Source organism: Kitasatospora sp. NPDC051164, assembly GCF_044455625.1.
Taxonomy (GTDB): domain Bacteria; phylum Actinomycetota; class Actinomycetes; order Streptomycetales; family Streptomycetaceae; genus Kitasatospora.
The window spans coordinates 1-17,308 of the sequence record NZ_JBITFB010000066.1 but is presented as its reverse complement, the minus strand read 5'-3'; the positions used below and the strand labels follow the sequence as shown (position 1 = coordinate 17,308).

Below are 17,308 nucleotides of genomic sequence, written 5' to 3'. Positions count from 1 at the left end.
TGGACGGCTACTGCTAGGCCCGTACTTCGCGGGTCACCGTTTCAGCTGCCCTGGTCGTGATCACGGCATCTGATCGTACGGGGCCGGCCCCGAGGGCCGGGCCTGCACTGCAGGGGTCACGGTTTCAGGTCTGTGGCCAGCGGGTTTGGGTGACGTCGACGCCGAGGAGTTCGAGGAGGTGAAGTTGGTCGCCGCGGGTGATCCGCACTGGCGGCCGGTCGGCGATGCTGCCGACGCGCAGGGCGAGTTCGCCGAGGTGGTAGAGGATCATGCGGCCGGTGGGTCGGACGCTGCGGTTGTCGGGTCGCTCGGCGGGCTGCTTGCCCGCATCCCGCTGTGGCACCCAGTCCACGACCTGCGCCTGCTGGAGGTCGAGGGCGGCGTAGACCTCGTCCTTGACCTGGGTGGCCGGGACCGGCGCGATGAACGGCACCTCGGCCTTCAGCAAGGCGGACACGTTCGGGTGGGACACCAGCTTGGAGTCCGCGACCATCAGGAACCGCGGGGACCGGGAAGTCATCGACACACCCACTCAATGCCCACGCCGGGGACACCCACTCAATGCCCACGCCGGGGACACCACCACGAGCCACGATCCATCCGAATCAACGACCTGCGAAGTACGGGACTAGGACCAGGCCGGCAAGGTCGCCGGGCCGGTCAAGCCGCATCGGCGAGGGGACGTCCGTCCCAACGGATGCCCTTCTCGCTGCGGGAGCGCGCGGCGCCGTGGGTGGCAGTGCGACGCGGATTTTCCGCAGAAAATCCAGTCTCTTCCGTGGCCGCTGCCAACGGCCACGGCACGCCTCGTTCATCGACACCCACAACGCCGAGGCACAGACCGTCATTTACCGCAATGTCCACCGAGTCCCTCGGCTTCAGGAAGAGGTGGAACACGAGGACAACGCCGAGGCGTGGCAGGAGTTGGGCTTCCGGCTGTCTCCTCGCGAGCGACCTCGTCTTCCTCGCGAGCTTCGCCGCGTTCCCTCGGCCGGCGCCCAGCGAGGAACTCGCCGGCACGGGGCGGTGGATGTACGAGACCGCTGTCCGCGACGGGTGGGAGCGACGCGCTGACGGGATCGCCCATCTCTTCGGCAAGGCCGAATGCCCGCGCCGTGTCGCCGTGTTCACCGTCGCGGACCAGTACGCCTCCGCCAACCGCCCGCCCTGGGAACCACCAAGGCGCATTGATCGGGCCGGCCCGCGAACTCAGTCTGCGGGGGCCGGACGGTGAACCCTTCGAACTTCTCGTCGGCCCAGGTCAGCCGTGACCGGCGGCCGGACTGTCAGAGGCGTGTTGTTGAGTGTGCGGCATGACCGTTCACGAACTCGTCGCGTCCCTGCCCGCGCCCAGCGAACTTCGGGCCCGCTGCCGTGCGTTGGCGCTGCTGGACTCGATCGTCTCCGCTCCCTTCGCCCCGAGCCATACCTTCGTGAACGACTGGCGTCCGGGCGTCGAGCTGGCCTTCATGGAGAACGGCTCCGGTGACCAGTACGCGGTCGTCTTCGACCCGGCCGGCGTGTTTCTCTACGGGTTCGACCACGAGAGCGACGCCACCCCGTGGCGGGAGGAGGACCGCGCGCACTGGCCCGGCCTGCTCGACGGCCTGCCCGCCTCGCTCGCGCACTACGCGCAGGTGCCCGAGTTCCAATTCCTCGACTTCTTCGACGCGACCGTGTGCGCCTGGTACGAGACCGGCTCCACCTCGTGGCAGTGCGGACCGGTCGAATTCGCCGACGGCGAGACGGACGGCGCCGACTGGCTGTTCGAACTCCTCACCGAAGCCGACGGCGCGCGAGCGTTCGCCGGCTTTGCCGAGGACGACCACCAGCGCTCCGTCGACGGGGAAGCGGTGGCGGCCGTACTGAAGGGCGCCCCGCTCGACCGCCGTACGGTTGCCGCGCTGTCGGCCACCGCGAACTTCGACACCGTCGCCACGCAGGCCCGTGTGCTGGGCTACCAGGTGCAGAGCAGCTGAGGCCGCGACAACCGCGCCGGCCGCCACTTCGGTCGAGCCAAGTGATCGACACATCCACCTCGACACATCCCCGTCGACACATCGACCTCGACGCGGTCCGCCGCGACGCGATCCGAACGTGCCGGTGGCATCCGGGGAGTCGCTCCGGGAGACCATCCTGAGAGCCCACAGCGCCGACGGGACGACACCGTGCAGGGCCGGTGGCCGTCGTCGCTCAGTGCCCGTACTAGTGTCATGGTCGTGCCGCGGCCGCGGTCCCCACCCGACCGGGCGGCACAGCCGGGACCGGCGCGGACGTGACTTCTGGGGGCTGAAGCGGATGACGATGACGTTCGGCGTGCTGGGCCCTCTGACGGTCGCCGTGGACTCCGAGCCCCAGCCGCTGCCGAGGGCCACCGTCCTGCGCGGGTTGCTGGGGGCCCTGCTGCTCGCGGAGGGGGAGTGGCTGCCGGTCGGGCGGCTGCTGGAACTCGTGTGGGCGGAGCAGGCGGACCGGATCGGCCGGGGCTCGGTGCACACCGGGATGTCGCGGCTGCGCACCTGGCTCGGGCGGTTCGGGGACGAGGCGGTGGCGCTGGAGTCCGACGCGCAGGGGTACCGGCTGGTGACCGGGCCGGGCGCGGTGGACCTCGGACGGTTCCGCGGGCTTGCCGCCGACGGGGACCCGGCCGCGGCGATCGATCTGCGGCGCGGCCCGGTGCTGGCCGGGCTGGAGCGCGTGAACAGGGACGACCCACTGGTGACGTCCGTGGAGGGTGCGGTGCGCGCCACGGTCCTGGCCCTGGCCCGGGCGGCCCTGGCCGCCGGAACGTCCGGAGCAGCGGGAGCCGCCGGAGCCGGAGCGGCCCGGGCCGCCGTTCCCGCCGTGACGGCGCTCGCCGAGGAGTATCCGTACGACGAGCCCGTGCACGCGGCTTTGCTGGAGCTCCTGGCGGCGGACGGACGGGCGGCCGAGGCGCTGCGCCGCTTCCAGTCGCTGCGCCGACGCCTGTCCGAGGAACTCGGGATCGAGCCGGGCGAGCAGGTGCAGAACGTCTTCCTGGCGCTGCTGGCCCACGACCGCGACGGCGCTCGTACGGACCCCGAGCGGTCCCGCGTGGTGCCCTCCCAACTACCGCGAGACGTAACCGACTTCACCGGCCGCGACGATCAGGTGCGGCTCGTCCTGGACGCCCTGGCGGCCGGCCGGGTGCCGGTGATCGCCGGCATGGGCGGCATCGGCAAGACGGCGCTGGCCGTCCGCGCCGCCCACCGCGCCGCCGCCGACTACCCGGACGGCCGGCTGTACGCGGACCTGCGCGGGGTGGACGAGTCGCCCGCCGACCCCGCCCGCGTCCTGGCCGCCTTCCTGAGGGCCCTCGGCGCCGACCCCCGCGAGATCCCGGCCTCCCTCGACGAGCGCTCCGCGCTCTACCGCACCCTGCTCGCCGACCGCCGCACGCTCGTCCTCCTCGACAACGCCGCCGACGAGCAGCAGATCGGCCCGCTGCTCCCGGGCACACCGGCGCACCCTGCCGACCACGCTGCCGACCTCCGGGCCGGCCACCCTGCCCACCGTTCACTCAGGCACCGCGCTGCCCGCCCCGCCGTCCTCGTCACCAGCCGCACCCCGCTCACGGCCCTGCCCGGCATCCAGCTCATCGACCTCCACGAACTCGACGCCCCCCACGCGCAGACCCTGCTGCGCCGCATCCTCGGAGACCACCGCGTCGCCGCCGAACCGGTGGCCGCCGCCCAGATCGTCGAGCTGTGCGGCGGCATGCCGCTCGCGGTCCGCATCGCCGGGGCCCGCCTGGCCGCCCGGCCCCGCTGGACCCTGGCCCGGCTCGCCCACCTGCTGCGCGACGAACGGCGACGCCTCGACGAACTGGAGGCCGGAAACCTGGCCGTCCGGGCCGGCTTCGCCGTCGGCTACGCGCGGCTGTCGGAGCCGACCCGCCGCACGTTCCGGCTGCTCGGCCTGCTCGACGCCCCCGACTTCGCACCGTGGGCCGCGGCCGCGATGGCCGACATCCCGCTGCAGCAGGCCGAGCGGCAGCTGGAAGAGCTGATCGACGCCCAACTCCTGCAGGAGACCGGCACGGAACCGCACCCGCGCTACCGCTTCCACGACCTCGTCCGGCTGTACGCCCGCGAACACGCCGAGGCCGCGGACGAACCCGCCGCACGCACCGCCGCGCTCCGACGGGCCTTCGGCGCCTGGCTCTGGCTCGCCGAGCAGGCCGCCGACCAGGTGCCCGGCCCGTGCTTCGCCCCGATCCACGGCGACGCGCCCCGTCATCCGCTGCCGTCCGCCCTCGCGGCAGCACTGCTGGACGACCCGACGGCCTGGTTCGACGCCGAACAGCCGGCCCTGAACGCGAGCGCCCGGCAGGCCGCCGCGCTGCGCATGGTGCCCCTGGCCTGGGACCTCGCCGCCTGCCAGGAGAAGTACTGCGACGTGCGCGGCCTGTACGACGACTGGCGCACCACGCACCTGGCCGCCCTCCAGGCCTGCCGGGCGGCCGGCGACACCCTGGGCACGGCCGTGCTCACCCGCGGCCTCATCGAGGTGACCACCTGGACCACCCCGGCCGACGGCACCCACACCCCGGCCGACCTGCCGGACGGCGCCCAGACGATGGTCGCCCTGGAGGACCGCGCGCGGCACCTGCAGCGTCTCTTCGAGCAGGTACGGGAACCCGGCGGGACGGCCGACGCCCTGGTCCTGGCCGCCTGGAGCCTGGTGGCCCAAGGCCGCGAACAGGAAGCCCTGGACGCGGCCCGCCGTGCCCTGGACCTCGCCACCACCCACGACCACCCGGGCGTCCAGGCCCGGGCCCACCAGATCATCGCGATCGCCTACGGGGAGACCGACCTCGACCGCACGATCGACCACCTGACCGAGACACTCCGGCTCGCCCGCCTGATCGGCAACACCCGCTTCGAGGCGACCGCGATCCAGTTCCTGGGAGCCGCCCACGGCCGCGCCGGGCAGCCGGAACGAGCCGGCGAACTGCTCACCCGCTCGCTCGCCATGGCCCGCTCCCTCGACGACCGCTACGTCGAGGTGTTCTCCCTGCTCTACCTGGCCACCCTGTATGCGGCCACCGGCGATGCCCGCGCCCGCCAGACGGCCGAGGCCGGACTGGCCATCGCCAGGCGCTTCGACCTCGGACACCACCTCGCCCAGGCCCTCGGCATCCTCGGCGAACTGGACCTGGCGGCCGGAGAGCACGCCTCGGCCATCGCCCACCTGGAGGAGTCCGTCCTGGTGTGGCGTGCCCGGGGCTGGCGCTCCTTCCTCGCCGGAGCGCTCCGCGCCCTCGGCCGTGCCTACGACGCGGCCGGTCTGCCCGACTCGGCCGCACGCGTGCTCGCCGAGGCCTGCGCCCTGAGCGACACGTCTGTCACCGGCCCCGACGCCCCGACCCGCGAGAACTGACGGCCGCCACCCCGGGCTCGACCAGCGGGGACGCCCTTACGACCTCGGGAGAAATCCCGACGGGCCCTGAAACTCCTCGACCAGCACGTCAACCACGCCATCGCCCTGGCCAGACTCCCACGAACAGCCTGACCAGGAACGGAAATCGTGCCTCAAGAACAAGGAACGCAGCGACCAGGTGTTCTAGCCTCTGGTGGCCGTGCGTCCGCACGGGCGGAATCGGGCCATATACGCCAAGCTGGGCCCACGACGCGCAGTGAAGTGCAGGCCGTTTTGGTCGGCCATCCGGTGCAGGCGGCCGAACGAAATCCAGTGCCGGTCGAAGAACTCGCCCACCACCAATCGCCCGTTGGGCCTCAGTACGCGTGTCGCCGCGCTCAGCACCCGCTCCGGTTCAGGGATCTCGCCAAGAGCTGTAACCACGTAGACCGCGTCAAAGCTGTGGTCCTCGAAGGGCAGTTCACGAGCGTCCGCGCGGTGTGGGTGGATCGTGGAGATTTCACCCTTCCCTGCCTGTGTCATTACGTGGTCCAGCATTTCCTGTTGGATGTCCACGATGTCCAGGCGTCCGTTCGGGCCCAACTGCGGTGCGACGTGCAACGCTTGCAGGCCGGTGCCAGGGCCCAGTTCCAGGATGCGTTCTCCTGCTCGCGGCTGGAGCATCGAGTCCAAATCTGTCTTGGTCAGGAATGGAAGCTGAATGTCGAGTAGTCGACGTTGTGCGTATGGGTAGGGTGCCTGATCGGTGAACCACAAGGCTCCCGCCGTCAAAGCAGCGACACCGGCCGCCGCCGCGATCTTGGTGTGGCGTGTCGGGTAGGTACGGTTCGGCATCCGACTGATATTGGCGTTCATAGTGATTCCTGTTCAGTGGTTTCGGACTGTGGGAACGGGTGGCGGATCAGTCGCAAGGCCAAGACGGTGCACACGATGGCGATGGGAATTTCCGCGCATACTGCCATCACGATCGCGATAGCCAGCGCGCCCCCGGGTGTCGCCGCGGTAACGTCGAACCAGGCGTCTGTCAGAAAAAGCGCAGCGGCCGCTGTGGCGGTCAGCGTGGAGCGGTTATCCGCCCGCTTCAGGAATCGACCGGTGGCGAATAAGGCCAGTGCCTCGCAACTGTCCAGACCCACCCAGTCCAGGGCCCAGTGACTATCCATCGCCTTCTTCGGCAAAGACATCGACAGATAGAGAACCCACGGGATCATCATCAGGCCCGCGGTGGCGAAGGCCCTGCCGAGACGTCGAGGGCTTCGGGTACCGGGTCTGTCCGGCACCGCCGACCAGCGCACGTGGTCAGCGCTGCCGAGCGCCTCGATCGTGTTGGTGGTCCGACATTCCGGGCCCTGCTTCATGCCCGGGGAGAACCCGCCAATATGGCGGCGCACGGTGCCGGACACGCCGGAAGCGGTCAGCACCTCGCTGGTCCAGAGCACAGTGATGCCAGGCTACTTACGGCCAGGACGTGAGGTGCGGGGCGCTCGAGCGACGGGTTCGTTGCGGTGGCATCCGCTGGCGCCCAGACCTGCTTGAGCGGGTCGCAGAGCCTGGTTTGGGGGCGTCCATCGGCGAAAGGGGCGCCGGAATCGGGCGCGTCCGGGCCCAGGATCATCCGCATCGTCGTGGACAAGGTCACACCGGCCGGCGCGGGCGGGCCGCCGTCGCATTTCTTCGTCGTGTCGCGACGATCGATCATCGGTGCGTTCGTCATGGTCACGAACCTACGAACAGAGCGTGATCCGTCGCGTCGGCTGGTGGATGTCACCGTTCCCCAGGCCGTCGGCTCGGGGGTGTACCCCGCGTACATCCCCGGGGCGACGCGCGGAGCCGAAGCCGCTGAATACGATCTCCGTATGTTGCGTCCTGAAAGCTGGTCCAGGCTCACGGGTGGAAGTCCCGTCCGGGTAGGCACCGGAGTGCCCGGTAGCAGGTCCCGGTTCGTCGTGGAGACGCGGCGGGCTGAGCGGGATGTCAAAGCCCCTTCGGGGGGAGCAAGCACGCGGGCCGTAGCATCAAGCGAACCTTGCAGCCTCGTCAGATCTACAACGGAGAAGCCGAGCCCCTCATATCAGGGCGAAGGCCACGTTTTGGGGGCCCTGTTCCGGGGTCAGCCCTCAGGGTTCTCCCGGGGTACGGAGGGCGGCACGTGTGCACAGTCTGGACCGGAACAGGAGAGACCCGTCTGACCACGCCTTTCGTCGGGCAAGAGACCGGACGTATAAGCCGATGGTGAAGTCGTCCGGAGGGAAGCGGGAGTCCGATGGGGTCGTAGTACCGCGGATCGGCGTGCAACACAACGCGCCGGGAGGGAAGGGCCCCAACTTTGATCACGTTCGCGGCGGAGGTAAGCGCGAGGGCATGACCGGAGAGAGTCTGGTCAACCACCCCGACGGGGATTCACTCGTCGTAGTGGACGGGCGGGTGTCCGTCCTGAAAGTGCGAAAACTTCAACGCGCGCTATGGACTGCGGCCAAGCAGTCTCCGGAGCGGCGTTTCCATGCTCTGTAGGACCGTATCCACAGGGGTGACGTCCTGTGGGAGGCATGGGAGCGAGTCCGGGCCAACAGAGGGAGCGCCGGGGTGGATCGGGTCACCCTGGAGTTCGTGGAGAAGGAGTACGGGGTTCGCCGGATGCTCGGTGAACTTCAACAAGCTCTCCGCTCAGGAATGTACCGTCCCGCGCCGGCCAGGCGCGTGGAGATCCCGAAACCACAGGGTGGCAAGCGGCCGCTGGGCATTCCCACGGTGCGCGACAGAGTGGCCCAGCAGGCGGCGAAGATCGTCCTGGAGCCGGTGTTCGAGGCGGGGTTCTCCCCGTCTTCGTACGGATACCGGCCGAAGCGGTCGGCGACGCAGGCGATGGAGCGTCTTCGGACGGGGTTCATCGAGGGCCGTTGTGTTGTCGTGGAGTTCGACATCCGGAACTTCTTCGGCGAGATCGACCACGGTCGGCTTCTCGCGGAGGTGGGGGCGTCGGGTGTCGGACCGAAGGGTGCTCAAACTGCTGCGGTTGTGGCTCCAGGCGGGTGTGATGGTGGATGGGGAGTTGCGGCGGACGGTCGCCGGGACTCCGCAAGGCGGGGTGGTCTCGCCCTTGCTGGCCAACATCTACCTGCACGTCCTGGACACCGAGCTCGCTGAGCGCGGTGTCGGCGAACTGGTGCGGTACGCGGATGACGGTGTCGTCCTGTGTCGATCGGTGAGCAACGCCAAGGTGGCCTTGGCGGCGGTCGGGGAGATTCTCGGCTCGCTGGGGCTGGAGCTGCACCCGGACAAGACGAAGGTGGTTGACCTCAGAGAGGGCCGGGAAGGACTCGACTTCCTCGGCTGCCACTTCAGAGCCCGCTTCTCGGGCCGGATGTGGGAGAAGTACCGCAAGCGGCGCTTCTACCTGCATCGCTGGCCCTCGCAGGCGGCAATGAAGCGACTCCGGGAGAAGGTCCATGACAGGACCGACCGCCGTCGGACGGGAACTGATATCCGCGACGTGATTGCGGAGTTGAATCCGATCCTGCGCGGCTGGGGCGCCTACTTCCGAACGGGGAACGCTGCCCGGAAGTTCATCCAGCTTGACCGCTATGTCACGTGGCGACTTCGCAGGCTCATGATCAAGAAGCGGGGTCGCAACCTGAGAGCAGGTCAGGTCGCTGTGTGGACGGAAGAGTGGTTTAACGGGCTTGGCCTGCACCGTTTGCGTGGCACGATTCGCTATCCGAAGGCAGCGTAACCATGTCAAGAAGATCATCGGTAAGCCGTGTGCGGGAAAACCGCACGCACGGATTGAAAGGGGAATGGGGAAACGGGTCCGCAAGGACACCGCGCCCCTGACTACCAATGGAAGAGCTTCTCCAGCGTCTCCCGACATCGAAGCGCGTGACCTGGCTGAGGTCACAGGCCGTGGTGTTGGCCACCGCCTGCTTTTACGCGCTGATGCTCAGCTTTACGATGCCGGTCCCTGAGGCTAGGCACTTCGACGGCCCGTTCTGGTTTCCCGGCCTCGGGCCCTTCCAGACGACCGGTCTGTGCGTCGTGCTCGCCCTTCCGGTTCTGCTGGTGCATCGTCTGCCGGCGGCAGTCTTCGCGGCGATCCTGGGCGAAGCAGCCCTCAGCGACATCTTCGGCGCGCGGCCTTTGACCGTGTTCGTCCTGCTCGTCGCCTTGGGCGGGCACCTCGCCGTCCGGCGGCCGAAGGCTGCCGCAGTCGGCTCCGTCGCGGCCGTCGCGACCGCGTTCGTCAACTTCACCCACGTCAACCCCGAGGGCTCCGTCGGCGACGCGGCCGGGTGGGCCGGGCATTACGCGTTGTGGCTCGCGGTCGCGTGGGTTATCGGGGGGGTGTATCGCAAACGCCGTGAATACCTCGGAGCCTTGCACGAGCAGAGGGCGGCCCGCGCCGTCATGGCCGAGCGGCTGCGGATCGCCCGCGAACTGCACGACAGCGTCGCGCACAGCATCGGGATCATCACGGTGCTGTCGGGAGCGGCGGCGCGGGTCGTGGACACCAAGCCCGAGCAGACGCGGCAGGCGCTGACCGGCATCGAGTCCACCGGCCGCCAGACGCTGCTCGAGCTGCAGCGCATGCTCGGGGCGCTGCGCCGCGCCGAGCCGGACGACGCCATGCCGGGGGCCGCTCCGCTGGCGCCGGCCGGCAGCCTGGCCGACGTCCCGCGGCTCGCCGAACGCACGGCCGACGCCGGGGTGCAGGTCCACGTGGCCTGGCGGGGCGAGCGGCGTCCGCTGCCGCCGGAGATCGAACTGTCGGCGTTCCGGATCATCCAGGAGTCGGTGACGAACGTGCTGCGGCACTCCGGTGCGCGGACGTGCCGGGTCGCGGTCGGATACGAGCCGGAAGGAGTGACGATCGAGGTGGTGGACGACGGAGACGACGGTCCCGGCGGGCCCGGCCGTCCCAGGCACTCGACGGCGGCCGGCGGGAGCGGCTTCGGCCTGCTCGGCATGCGCGAGCGAGTGACGTTGCTGTCCGGCCAGTTCAGCGCCGGCCGGCGTCCGGAGGGCGGATTCCGGGTGACGGCTAGGCTTCCGGCATGAGCGTGCGAGTACTGCTGGTCGATGACCAGCCGCTGATGCTGGTCGGGCTCGGGATCCTGATCGGCGGCACCGACGACCTGGAGGTGGTCGGCGAGGCCGGCGACGGCCGCGAGGCGGTGCGCCTGGTACGTGAGCTGCGGCCGGACGTCGTGGTGATGGACATCCGGATGCCGGGCATGGACGGGATCGAGGCGACCAGGCAGGCGACCGCCGAGCCGGACCCGCCCAAGGTGCTGGTGCTGACGACCTTCGACGACGACGAGTACGTCTACGGCGCGCTGCGCGCCGGCGCCAGCGGATTCCTGCTCAAGAGCATGGCCCTGGACGCGATCCTGGACGCGATCCGCGTGGTGGCGGCCGGCGACGCGTTGATCGCGCCGAGCGTCACCCGACGGCTGATCGCCGACTTCGCCGGAACCTCCGCCACCCCCGCGGCCCCCGCACCGGCCACCGAGCCCGCCGCGGACTCACGTCTCATCGCGGGGATCACCGACCGGGAGCGCGAGGTGCTGGCACTGGTCGGACAGGGACTGTCGAACGGTGAGATAGCCGAGCGGTTGGTGATCAGCGCGGCGACGGCGAAGACCCATGTCGCGCGTCTGTTCGCCAAGCTCGAGGCCCGGGACCGCGTCCACCTGGCGATCATCGCCTACGAGAACGGACTCACGCCGGGTAGACGGTAGGGCAGGGTGAGAAGAACGATCGCCGACCCCGAGTTCGCCGCGTTCGCCAGATGCGCGCGCTCACCCACCTGGCCGCGGCGGGATTCGGGGCGAGGTTGTTCAGGAGGTTACGGACCGGTGCGGGTGTCGAGAGCGTGGTAGCCCGCTTCCGGGGTCGAGGAGGATCGGACCGAGGAAGAACCTTCAGCAAGGTCAGCGCCTTGTACGTGCTTCATCGCTGTCTCACGGGCGTGTTCGCGCTGTCTCAACGAACCGACCTGAGAAACGCGCCGCGCGGTTCGCGGCGAAGCCCCGGGCTGTGAGTAGGGAACGGAGCCGGCGGATCGCGCCGGAGACGGTGGAGCGGTCCACGTCGAAGAACTCGGCCAGGACCGAGAGCGCTGTGAGCAGGAATCAGGCCGGAACGGACCGGATCACAACCAACGAACCGTCGTAGAAAGGTTGCTGCCGCAGAGTGCCGAACCGGGCGTCCCAAGCTCCGCTGTCCAGGTCACCCCGCAAATCCGCGGCGAACCGTTTGCGCGCCCGCTCGTCGACGAAGCTCCACGCCGAGCACGCCTGCCGGGCACCGGGGTCGAGCAGCATCTCGGGGCGCGCGTAGTACGCCTCGTTGAAGCCGTCGGTGCAGTCGACGGGTATCGGCACCAGGGTCACCGTCGTACGTCCACCGAGGGCCTCGGTCAAATCCGCGATCGCCGGATAGCGGCGCGCCTCGGTGTCCAACACCTCCGGCGCGTACTCGTACAGCCAGAAGTCCCGCACGAGATCGGGGTCGCAGGTCAGCACGACCGCAGGGCCCCGCGCCACTCGGCGCATCTCGCGCATCCCGGCCTTGTAGTCGCTCCACTGGTGCACGCTGAAGGTGGTCATCGCAGCGTCGAACGAATCGTCGCCGAACGGCAGGTGCTCGGCGACGCCATCGACGGCGGGCGACAGGTGCGCGGGCCGCTGGGCGCGCATCGTCGCCGACGGTTCGACTGCCGTCACCTCCAGCGTCGGGGACTCGTATGACCCTGCCCCGGCCCCGACGTTGACCACCGTGCGCGCCCCACCCAAGGCGGCGGTGATCACCTGCTCGATCCTTGCGTCCGGGTGCCGGTAGGTGGCGTAGCCGCCGCCTATCCTGCCGTAGTCCGCATCCCCTGCGCTGCCGTCCGCCCCGCGTTCGCTCATGATCCAAACCTAGCCACGCTGTCAACACGTCCATCCCGGCTACCGCGCCCAGGGGCGCCGACCTGGAAACAGCGTGCGCAGGTTCTCCACTGATCAACCACCAGGTCAATGCCAGCACACCCGAACTCAATTCCTCCCGCGGTCGTTACCGAAGCCTCACCGCCTGCAGGCAATCGGTAAGCCATCGGTAAGACGCCCCTCCCTAGGCTCGACCCCCACGGCACAGGACAGGTGCACACCGGGCCCAAACCCGGTCGACGCTCCCGTCCCGCACCCGCCCTATGGGCTACCGGCCGGGTCCGCGCAGGGGACGGACCCGGCCGGAGGCACGTCCACCGGGCTCCTGGCCGGAAGCAACGTCCACCAGCTCCCGGCCCGGCGAGCTCCGCACCCTCGATCAGCTGCCGCCGACCCCCGTCGCCCCGGACCGGATCACGACCCGACCGGGCGTCGGATGTTGCCCGGCATCCTCCGCAGTCCGCCCACGGCGGGGGAGGAGTTGGGACGGCAGGGACGGTATGCACGGAGGTGGGCGTGTACGTCGGAGGACGCATGTCCTCGCCCGGTCCCAACGATCCTCTCCCCGTCAAGGCCCGCCAGGATGCCCAGGACTGGGCCCAAAACATGACCGCGTCCATGGCACAGACCGCCGGAGCCAATCTCGACGTCGGCAGCGCCGAGCCGATCTTCAGCAACTGTGTCGGCAAACACGAGACGGGTCTCGTGGACCCATCCACGGGAGAATGTCATACGGGGGTAACCGACCGGCCCGCACACGACGCGGCTGCGGAGCCCAAGGCAGGCGTCGGCGGCCGCGTCGTCCATGGGGGATTCCCTTCCGTCGGGGCGGGCTGATGATCCGTCTGGGACAGCCGATCGGTACCAGGCCCTGTATGGCGTCTTCTGAATCTTCATGGGGCGCAGCACGTAGATCGGTACACAAGGAGCACTCGAGGTGCCTTCCTTGTCTCTGGCATGTTTGCTGTGGTTATTTGTGTTCAGGCCTCTGAGGTGCAAGGGTGTCCGCCATGAAGATCACGATCACGGTGGAGAATCCGACCCCCGAGGCGCTCGAGAAGCTGCTCGCCCTCGCCGCCATGCCGGCCGCCGTCGTGACTGCGGTGCCCGACGACCGTTGGACCCCGGAGCGGGCACGGTCGTACTACGACCGCCTGCCGCCCCGTGCGCAGCAGATCCTGCTCCAGGTCGTCGAAGGCGAAGGCGAGTGCGCCGCCGGCGAGTTGAAAGCGAACGGCCGAAGTCTTCGGGGATCCACCGGCGCGTTCCGCCGGGTGCTCTCGGAGGGCAGGAGGACCGGCCTCTGGCCGGAGGGCTTGCCCGTGCCGCTGGTTTCCCACATCGTCGGCGGACAGCTCAAGAAGCTCGAGATGCCGGGGCGTGGCACAGAGCAGTACGTCCTCCCGGCTTTCGAGGAGGGCTTGGGTGACCTGCGGAGTGGTGACTGACCAGGAGGGCCACCGGTTACAGAGGATCGTGCGGCGGGGCAGTACCGGCTCGGTTCGCTATCGGCGGGCGATGCTGCGGTTGGCCTCGGCCGGCGGGAATCGGGTCCCGATGATCGCCCAGCTTGTGCCGGCGGACGAGGAGACGTGCGGGATGTCATTCATCGGGTTCGATGAGATGGGCCTGGCCTGCCCGCCACTTCGAGCTCCTGGGCGGGCTTCGGCGGCTCCGTGTCACTCCTGAGGGGTAGCCGCGGGAGCTGATCGCACCACCAGCCTGTACTTGTCCGGTGCCGTGACCGGACCTACGCCGTTGAGGCGATTCTCCGCAGGGACCGGAGAAGCCCTGGTGTGTGGCGCAAAGACGCTGAGATCGAAACATCAAGTTGTCACTGTCCTGCTACGGGCGCCGGGCCGGGGAACCCGCTCCGATCCGGCTGACGTCATCGACCTCAGAAGCGGGTAGGTGCGTTCGGGGGAGTGGTCGTTGATGGATTTCAAGGCGCGCATGGGGACGCTGGGCAACCGGTCGCGGGCGGCCGTCGCCGTCGCGGTTGTCGTTGTGGCGGCGAGCGCCTGGGTTGTTCCGACGGTCACCGGGTCGGTCCCCGCCCCCAACCGGAGCGTCACGCACGGCCATGACGGCCAGGACGGCGCCGCCCCGAGCAGCGGCGGCGGTGCACAGCAGGGATCCGGGGCCGTACCGGAGGGCATAGCCCACGCGTCCGAGGCCGGTGGCAACGCCGTCAACATCACCATCGATGACGGTCCCGACCCCGCTTGGACCCCGAAGGTCCTCGACGTGCTCAAGCGGTACGGGGTGAGGGCGACCTTCTGCATGATCGGACCGCAGGCCAAGGCCCACCCCGAGCTGGTCAAGCAGGTCGTCGCGGGCGGTCATCGGCTCTGCGACCACACCGTGGATCACGACACCTCCATGGACAAGAAGCCCGTCGCGTACCAGGAGAAGGAGATCCTGGACGCGAAGAAGATGATCGAGCAGGCCGCGGGCGGCAGCGCCCAAGTGCTGTACTACCGGGCTCCCGGCGGCTCGTTCACCCCCGACAGCCGGCGCATCGCCGCGGCGAACGGCATGCGTCCGCTCGGTTGGAACGTCGACTCGAAGGACTTCGAGAAGCCCGGTACGGCCGCCATCGTCGACACGGTCAGGAAGGAGATCGGCAACGGCCCGACCATCCTGTTCCACGACGGCGGCGGCGACCGCCAGCAGACCGTCGAGGCCCTCGACCAGGTGCTCGGCTGGCTGAAGGCCCAGGGCCGCCCCACAGGATTCCCGGTCCAGAGCACCCCGTGACACCTCGCCGCCAGGGCGACGCAGGGAGGCGATGACCCGGAGCGGCCCCTGCAGACCAGGGTGTGCGATCCGATGTCAGAGGGGCTTGGCAGGATGCTCCCATGCTCGCCATCCGCCCTGACCAGCGCCGTGACGACCGGCCAGTCCTGCCCGCTCCTCCCGACGTCCGGGGTGACTTCGAGGTGCACTTGACCGTGCGGCCCGGTGCCGCTGAGGCGCTGGCCGCGTGGGCCGACGGTCATGGCCTGAAGTTCACCCACATTCTGCTGGCGCGTGGCGCGGTGCCCTCACAGCCGATGCTGACCTTGCGCGCCGGCGGCACGCTGGAGGAGGTCGCCTCGGTGGCCTCCCGGACCACGGACCGCTTGGTCCGGGCCGGGTTCACCGTCCTGCGGGCGAAGATCGAGGCCACGCCGTGGGCGGAGGGCGTTCCGGCCTCGGACGAGGACGCCGTGCCGCACGGAGCCCACCGGTACTTCGAGCACCACGTCAAACTGCTGCTTCCGAGGCCGGTTTCCGCAGCCGCCGACCCGGCCCGCCTCGCCGAGCTCGTCGCGTTGCACGGTGCCCACCTGTCGCGCAATCCGCGCCGGGTGCGCGAGGACGGCCGGTGCGAGTGGTTCGTGACCCAGCGGTGCCGCCTGGTCGGCCTGGGCACCGCGGGCCGTCGGCTGGAGGCGCTGCTGGGGGAGCTTGCCGCCGACGGTCGCGAGGTGATGTCGGTGGAACGCGAGTTCGTCGTCGTGGACAGTGACGAGACCCTGGACGCGGGGTGGATAGCCGAGCACGGGCACAGTGCCGGGCCGTACGGAGAGGGAGACCCGAGATGACCGAGGACCAGTCCCAACAGCAGCCCCAGCCGCAGTCGCCGGTGGCGTGGGAGGAACTGAAGTACGGCCCGTGGCAGGGCGTCCTGTTGCCTAGGCAGCCGCCGGCGGAGGACGTCCGCGAGGACCTGGACCTGCCCAGGATCATCCGCCCGATCGACGACGAGGCGGTGAACCAGCAGCCGGTCTTCGACCCCGCGCTCGCCGGGTACAGCCGGGCCCTTCGGCCCAGCGAACCCGCCTTCGCCGACCCGCAGCTCGCCGAACGCTGGCTCGCGGCGCGGCGCGAGGCGCTGAACACCGCGTTGTCCGCCGTCGCCGGGTCACCGTGGGCCGAGCACCTGGTGCTGCGCGGCAGCGTCCTGCTGAGGGCCTGGTACGGCGAGGAGGCGCGGGAGCCCGGTGACCTGGACTTCGTGGTCAGCCCGGTGGAGTGGGAACTGGAGGACGAGCGCACGGACCGCATGCTCGATGAGCTTGCCGCCGGTGCCGAACGGCTCTCGGGTACGGTCCGGCTGCACGCCGACCAGGCGGTCAGCGACGAGATCTGGACGTACAGCAGGGTTCCCGGGCGCAGGCTCGTCCTGCCGTGGACGGCACCGGGCGTCCCGGGCGGGACCGTCCAGCTGGACTTCGTCTTCACCGAGCACCTACCCGTCCCGCCGCAGCCCTACCGGCTGCCGGGCGTCGCCGGCCCGCTGCTCGGAGCCACGCCGCAGCTCTCGCTGGCGTGGAAGGTCCTGTGGCTGGTCTCGGACAACCACCCGCAGGGCAAGGACCTGTACGACGCGATCCTGCTCTCGCGCACCGCCGAGGTGCCGTACGACCTGTTGCGCCAGGTCTTCACCCAGTCCGACGAGAACTGGTCACGCCGGCCGGTCCTCCCGCAGCAGATCAGCGGGCTCGAGGTGGACTGGGACGAATTCGCCAAGGACTACCCGCGGTTCGCCGAGCCCGTCGAGGAGTACCCGGCGCAACTGCTCGCCGGGCTCCACGCCACCTTCGCCGACCTCGGCGAGTACGCGCTGCGCGCCCGGTGGCTGGCCCCGCTGACCGAGGAACTGCGGGAGGTGTTGGCGCGCGAGGGAATGGACGAGGTCCAGCAGCGGATCCGCCAGCACTACCTGCCGGTGGACAACTCCCTCGTGGTCACCAGCGAACTGCTCGGCGGTGACCTCGACGGAGCCGGCCGCACCATCACCGACCATCTCGCCGCCCACCTCGGCGGCGCATCGGAGCGGACGACCCGCAAGCTGGCGGAGGCCGCCGCCCGCTATGCCTCGGATGTCGAAGGCGGCCCCTCTCTGTCAGCCTTGGGTGAGACATCCCGCTTTGTCGGGTTAGCCTGAGAGGGCCCGAGTAGGAGTTCCACCCCTGATGACCAGCACCAAT

13 protein-coding genes and 2 pseudogenes are annotated in these 17,308 nt (G+C 69.8%); 11 read left to right on the top strand and 4 right to left on the bottom strand.

What is annotated here, in order from left to right; all coding sequences use genetic code 11:
- Window positions 1-124: 124 nt before the first annotated feature.
- The gene (locus ACIBEC_RS45880) at window positions 125-520 is read right to left on the bottom strand and encodes a hypothetical protein (RefSeq protein ID WP_360503786.1); all 396 of its coding nucleotides are present in this window, start codon (window positions 518-520) and stop codon (window positions 125-127) included.
- A 793-nt stretch (window positions 521-1,313) separates the two neighbouring features.
- Between ACIBEC_RS45880 and ACIBEC_RS45875 the strand changes: the two genes are divergently transcribed.
- Both ACIBEC_RS45875 and ACIBEC_RS45870 read left to right on the top strand, forming a co-directional pair.
- Window positions 1,314-1,979, top strand: coding sequence for a hypothetical protein (locus ACIBEC_RS45875; RefSeq protein ID WP_360503789.1), 666 nt, complete (start codon window positions 1,314-1,316; stop codon window positions 1,977-1,979).
- A gap of 319 nt (window positions 1,980-2,298) precedes the next feature.
- The gene (locus ACIBEC_RS45870) at window positions 2,299-5,403 is read left to right on the top strand and encodes a BTAD domain-containing putative transcriptional regulator (RefSeq protein WP_360503791.1); all 3,105 of its coding nucleotides are present in this window, start codon (window positions 2,299-2,301) and stop codon (window positions 5,401-5,403) included.
- A gap of 183 nt (window positions 5,404-5,586) precedes the next feature.
- On the opposite strand, the gene ACIBEC_RS45865 is transcribed toward ACIBEC_RS45870, so the two are convergent.
- Window positions 5,587-6,258 (bottom strand): methyltransferase domain-containing protein, encoded by a 672-nt coding sequence (locus tag ACIBEC_RS45865; RefSeq protein WP_360503792.1) that lies wholly within the window; start codon window positions 6,256-6,258, stop codon window positions 5,587-5,589.
- Window positions 6,255-6,842 carry a hypothetical protein gene (locus ACIBEC_RS45860; protein WP_360503794.1) on the bottom strand — a complete coding sequence of 196 codons (588 nt, stop codon included), beginning with the start codon at window positions 6,840-6,842 and terminating at the stop codon, window positions 6,255-6,257. The genes ACIBEC_RS45865 and ACIBEC_RS45860 overlap by 4 nt, the downstream gene beginning before the upstream one ends.
- A gap of 1,195 nt (window positions 6,843-8,037) precedes the next feature.
- Here ACIBEC_RS45860 and ACIBEC_RS45855 point away from each other — a divergent pair.
- From ACIBEC_RS45855 to ACIBEC_RS45840, 4 genes and pseudogenes are all read left to right on the top strand, one after another.
- Window positions 8,038-8,385: pseudogene (locus ACIBEC_RS45855) on the top strand (reverse transcriptase domain-containing protein); the annotation flags it as partial.
- Window positions 8,386-8,398: 13 nt separating this feature from the next.
- Window positions 8,399-9,133: a group II intron maturase-specific domain-containing protein gene (locus ACIBEC_RS45850; protein WP_360503796.1), complete on the top strand. Its 735-nt coding sequence runs from the start codon at window positions 8,399-8,401 to the stop codon at window positions 9,131-9,133.
- Window positions 9,134-9,240: 107 nt separating this feature from the next.
- Window positions 9,241-10,455, top strand: coding sequence for a histidine kinase (locus ACIBEC_RS45845; protein WP_360503798.1), 1,215 nt, complete (start codon window positions 9,241-9,243; stop codon window positions 10,453-10,455).
- Window positions 10,452-11,138, top strand: a complete 687-nt coding sequence (locus ACIBEC_RS45840) for a response regulator transcription factor (protein WP_360503799.1) — start codon at window positions 10,452-10,454, stop codon at window positions 11,136-11,138. The genes ACIBEC_RS45845 and ACIBEC_RS45840 overlap by 4 nt, the downstream gene beginning before the upstream one ends.
- A gap of 393 nt (window positions 11,139-11,531) precedes the next feature.
- Here ACIBEC_RS45840 and ACIBEC_RS45835 read toward each other — a convergent pair whose 3' ends face one another.
- Window positions 11,532-12,311, bottom strand: a complete 780-nt coding sequence (locus ACIBEC_RS45835; protein ID WP_360503801.1) for a class I SAM-dependent methyltransferase — start codon at window positions 12,309-12,311, stop codon at window positions 11,532-11,534.
- Between the two features lie 1,028 nt (window positions 12,312-13,339).
- Here ACIBEC_RS45835 and ACIBEC_RS45830 point away from each other — a divergent pair.
- The 5 genes and pseudogenes from ACIBEC_RS45830 (at window position 13,340) to ACIBEC_RS45810 (ending at window position 17,265) form a co-directional block, all read left to right on the top strand.
- A complete protein-coding gene (locus ACIBEC_RS45830) occupies window positions 13,340-13,777 on the top strand; it encodes a hypothetical protein (protein WP_360503803.1) in 438 nt (145 codons plus the stop codon).
- Window positions 13,755-13,991 (top strand): annotated as a pseudogene (locus ACIBEC_RS45825) (IS630 family transposase); the annotation flags it as partial. The gene ACIBEC_RS45830 and the pseudogene ACIBEC_RS45825, both read left to right, overlap by 23 nt.
- A gap of 273 nt (window positions 13,992-14,264) precedes the next feature.
- The gene (locus ACIBEC_RS45820; protein ID WP_360503805.1) at window positions 14,265-15,089 is read left to right on the top strand and encodes a polysaccharide deacetylase family protein; all 825 of its coding nucleotides are present in this window, start codon (window positions 14,265-14,267) and stop codon (window positions 15,087-15,089) included.
- 101 nt (window positions 15,090-15,190) lie between these two features.
- Complete coding sequence (locus ACIBEC_RS45815) at window positions 15,191-15,919, top strand: hypothetical protein (protein WP_360503807.1); 729 nt, start codon at window positions 15,191-15,193, stop codon at window positions 15,917-15,919.
- A complete protein-coding gene (locus ACIBEC_RS45810) occupies window positions 15,916-17,265 on the top strand; it encodes a nucleotidyl transferase AbiEii/AbiGii toxin family protein (RefSeq protein ID WP_360503809.1) in 1,350 nt (449 codons plus the stop codon). Before ACIBEC_RS45815 ends, ACIBEC_RS45810 begins: the two co-directional genes overlap by 4 nt.
- The last annotated feature ends 43 nt before the right edge of the window (window positions 17,266-17,308 follow it).

Excerpts from the sequence above, each read along its gene's own strand:
- ACIBEC_RS45880 (WP_360503786.1), bottom strand. The coding sequence starts at position 520 with ATGACTTCCCGGTCCCCGCGGTTCCTGATGGTCGCGGACTCCAAGCTG.
- ACIBEC_RS45875 (WP_360503789.1), top strand. The coding sequence starts at position 1,314 with ATGACCGTTCACGAACTCGTCGCGTCCCTGCCCGCGCCCAGCGAACTT.
- ACIBEC_RS45870 (WP_360503791.1), top strand. The coding sequence starts at position 2,299 with ATGACGATGACGTTCGGCGTGCTGGGCCCTCTGACGGTCGCCGTGGAC.
- ACIBEC_RS45865 (WP_360503792.1), bottom strand. The coding sequence starts at position 6,258 with ATGAACGCCAATATCAGTCGGATGCCGAACCGTACCTACCCGACACGC.
- ACIBEC_RS45845 (WP_360503798.1), top strand. The coding sequence starts at position 9,241 with ATGGAAGAGCTTCTCCAGCGTCTCCCGACATCGAAGCGCGTGACCTGG.
- ACIBEC_RS45840 (WP_360503799.1), top strand. The coding sequence starts at position 10,452 with ATGAGCGTGCGAGTACTGCTGGTCGATGACCAGCCGCTGATGCTGGTC.
- ACIBEC_RS45835 (WP_360503801.1), bottom strand. The coding sequence starts at position 12,311 with ATGAGCGAACGCGGGGCGGACGGCAGCGCAGGGGATGCGGACTACGGC.
- ACIBEC_RS45830 (WP_360503803.1), top strand. The coding sequence starts at position 13,340 with ATGAAGATCACGATCACGGTGGAGAATCCGACCCCCGAGGCGCTCGAG.
- ACIBEC_RS45820 (WP_360503805.1), top strand. The coding sequence starts at position 14,265 with ATGGATTTCAAGGCGCGCATGGGGACGCTGGGCAACCGGTCGCGGGCG.
- ACIBEC_RS45815 (WP_360503807.1), top strand. The coding sequence starts at position 15,191 with ATGCTCGCCATCCGCCCTGACCAGCGCCGTGACGACCGGCCAGTCCTG.
- ACIBEC_RS45810 (WP_360503809.1), top strand. The coding sequence starts at position 15,916 with ATGACCGAGGACCAGTCCCAACAGCAGCCCCAGCCGCAGTCGCCGGTG.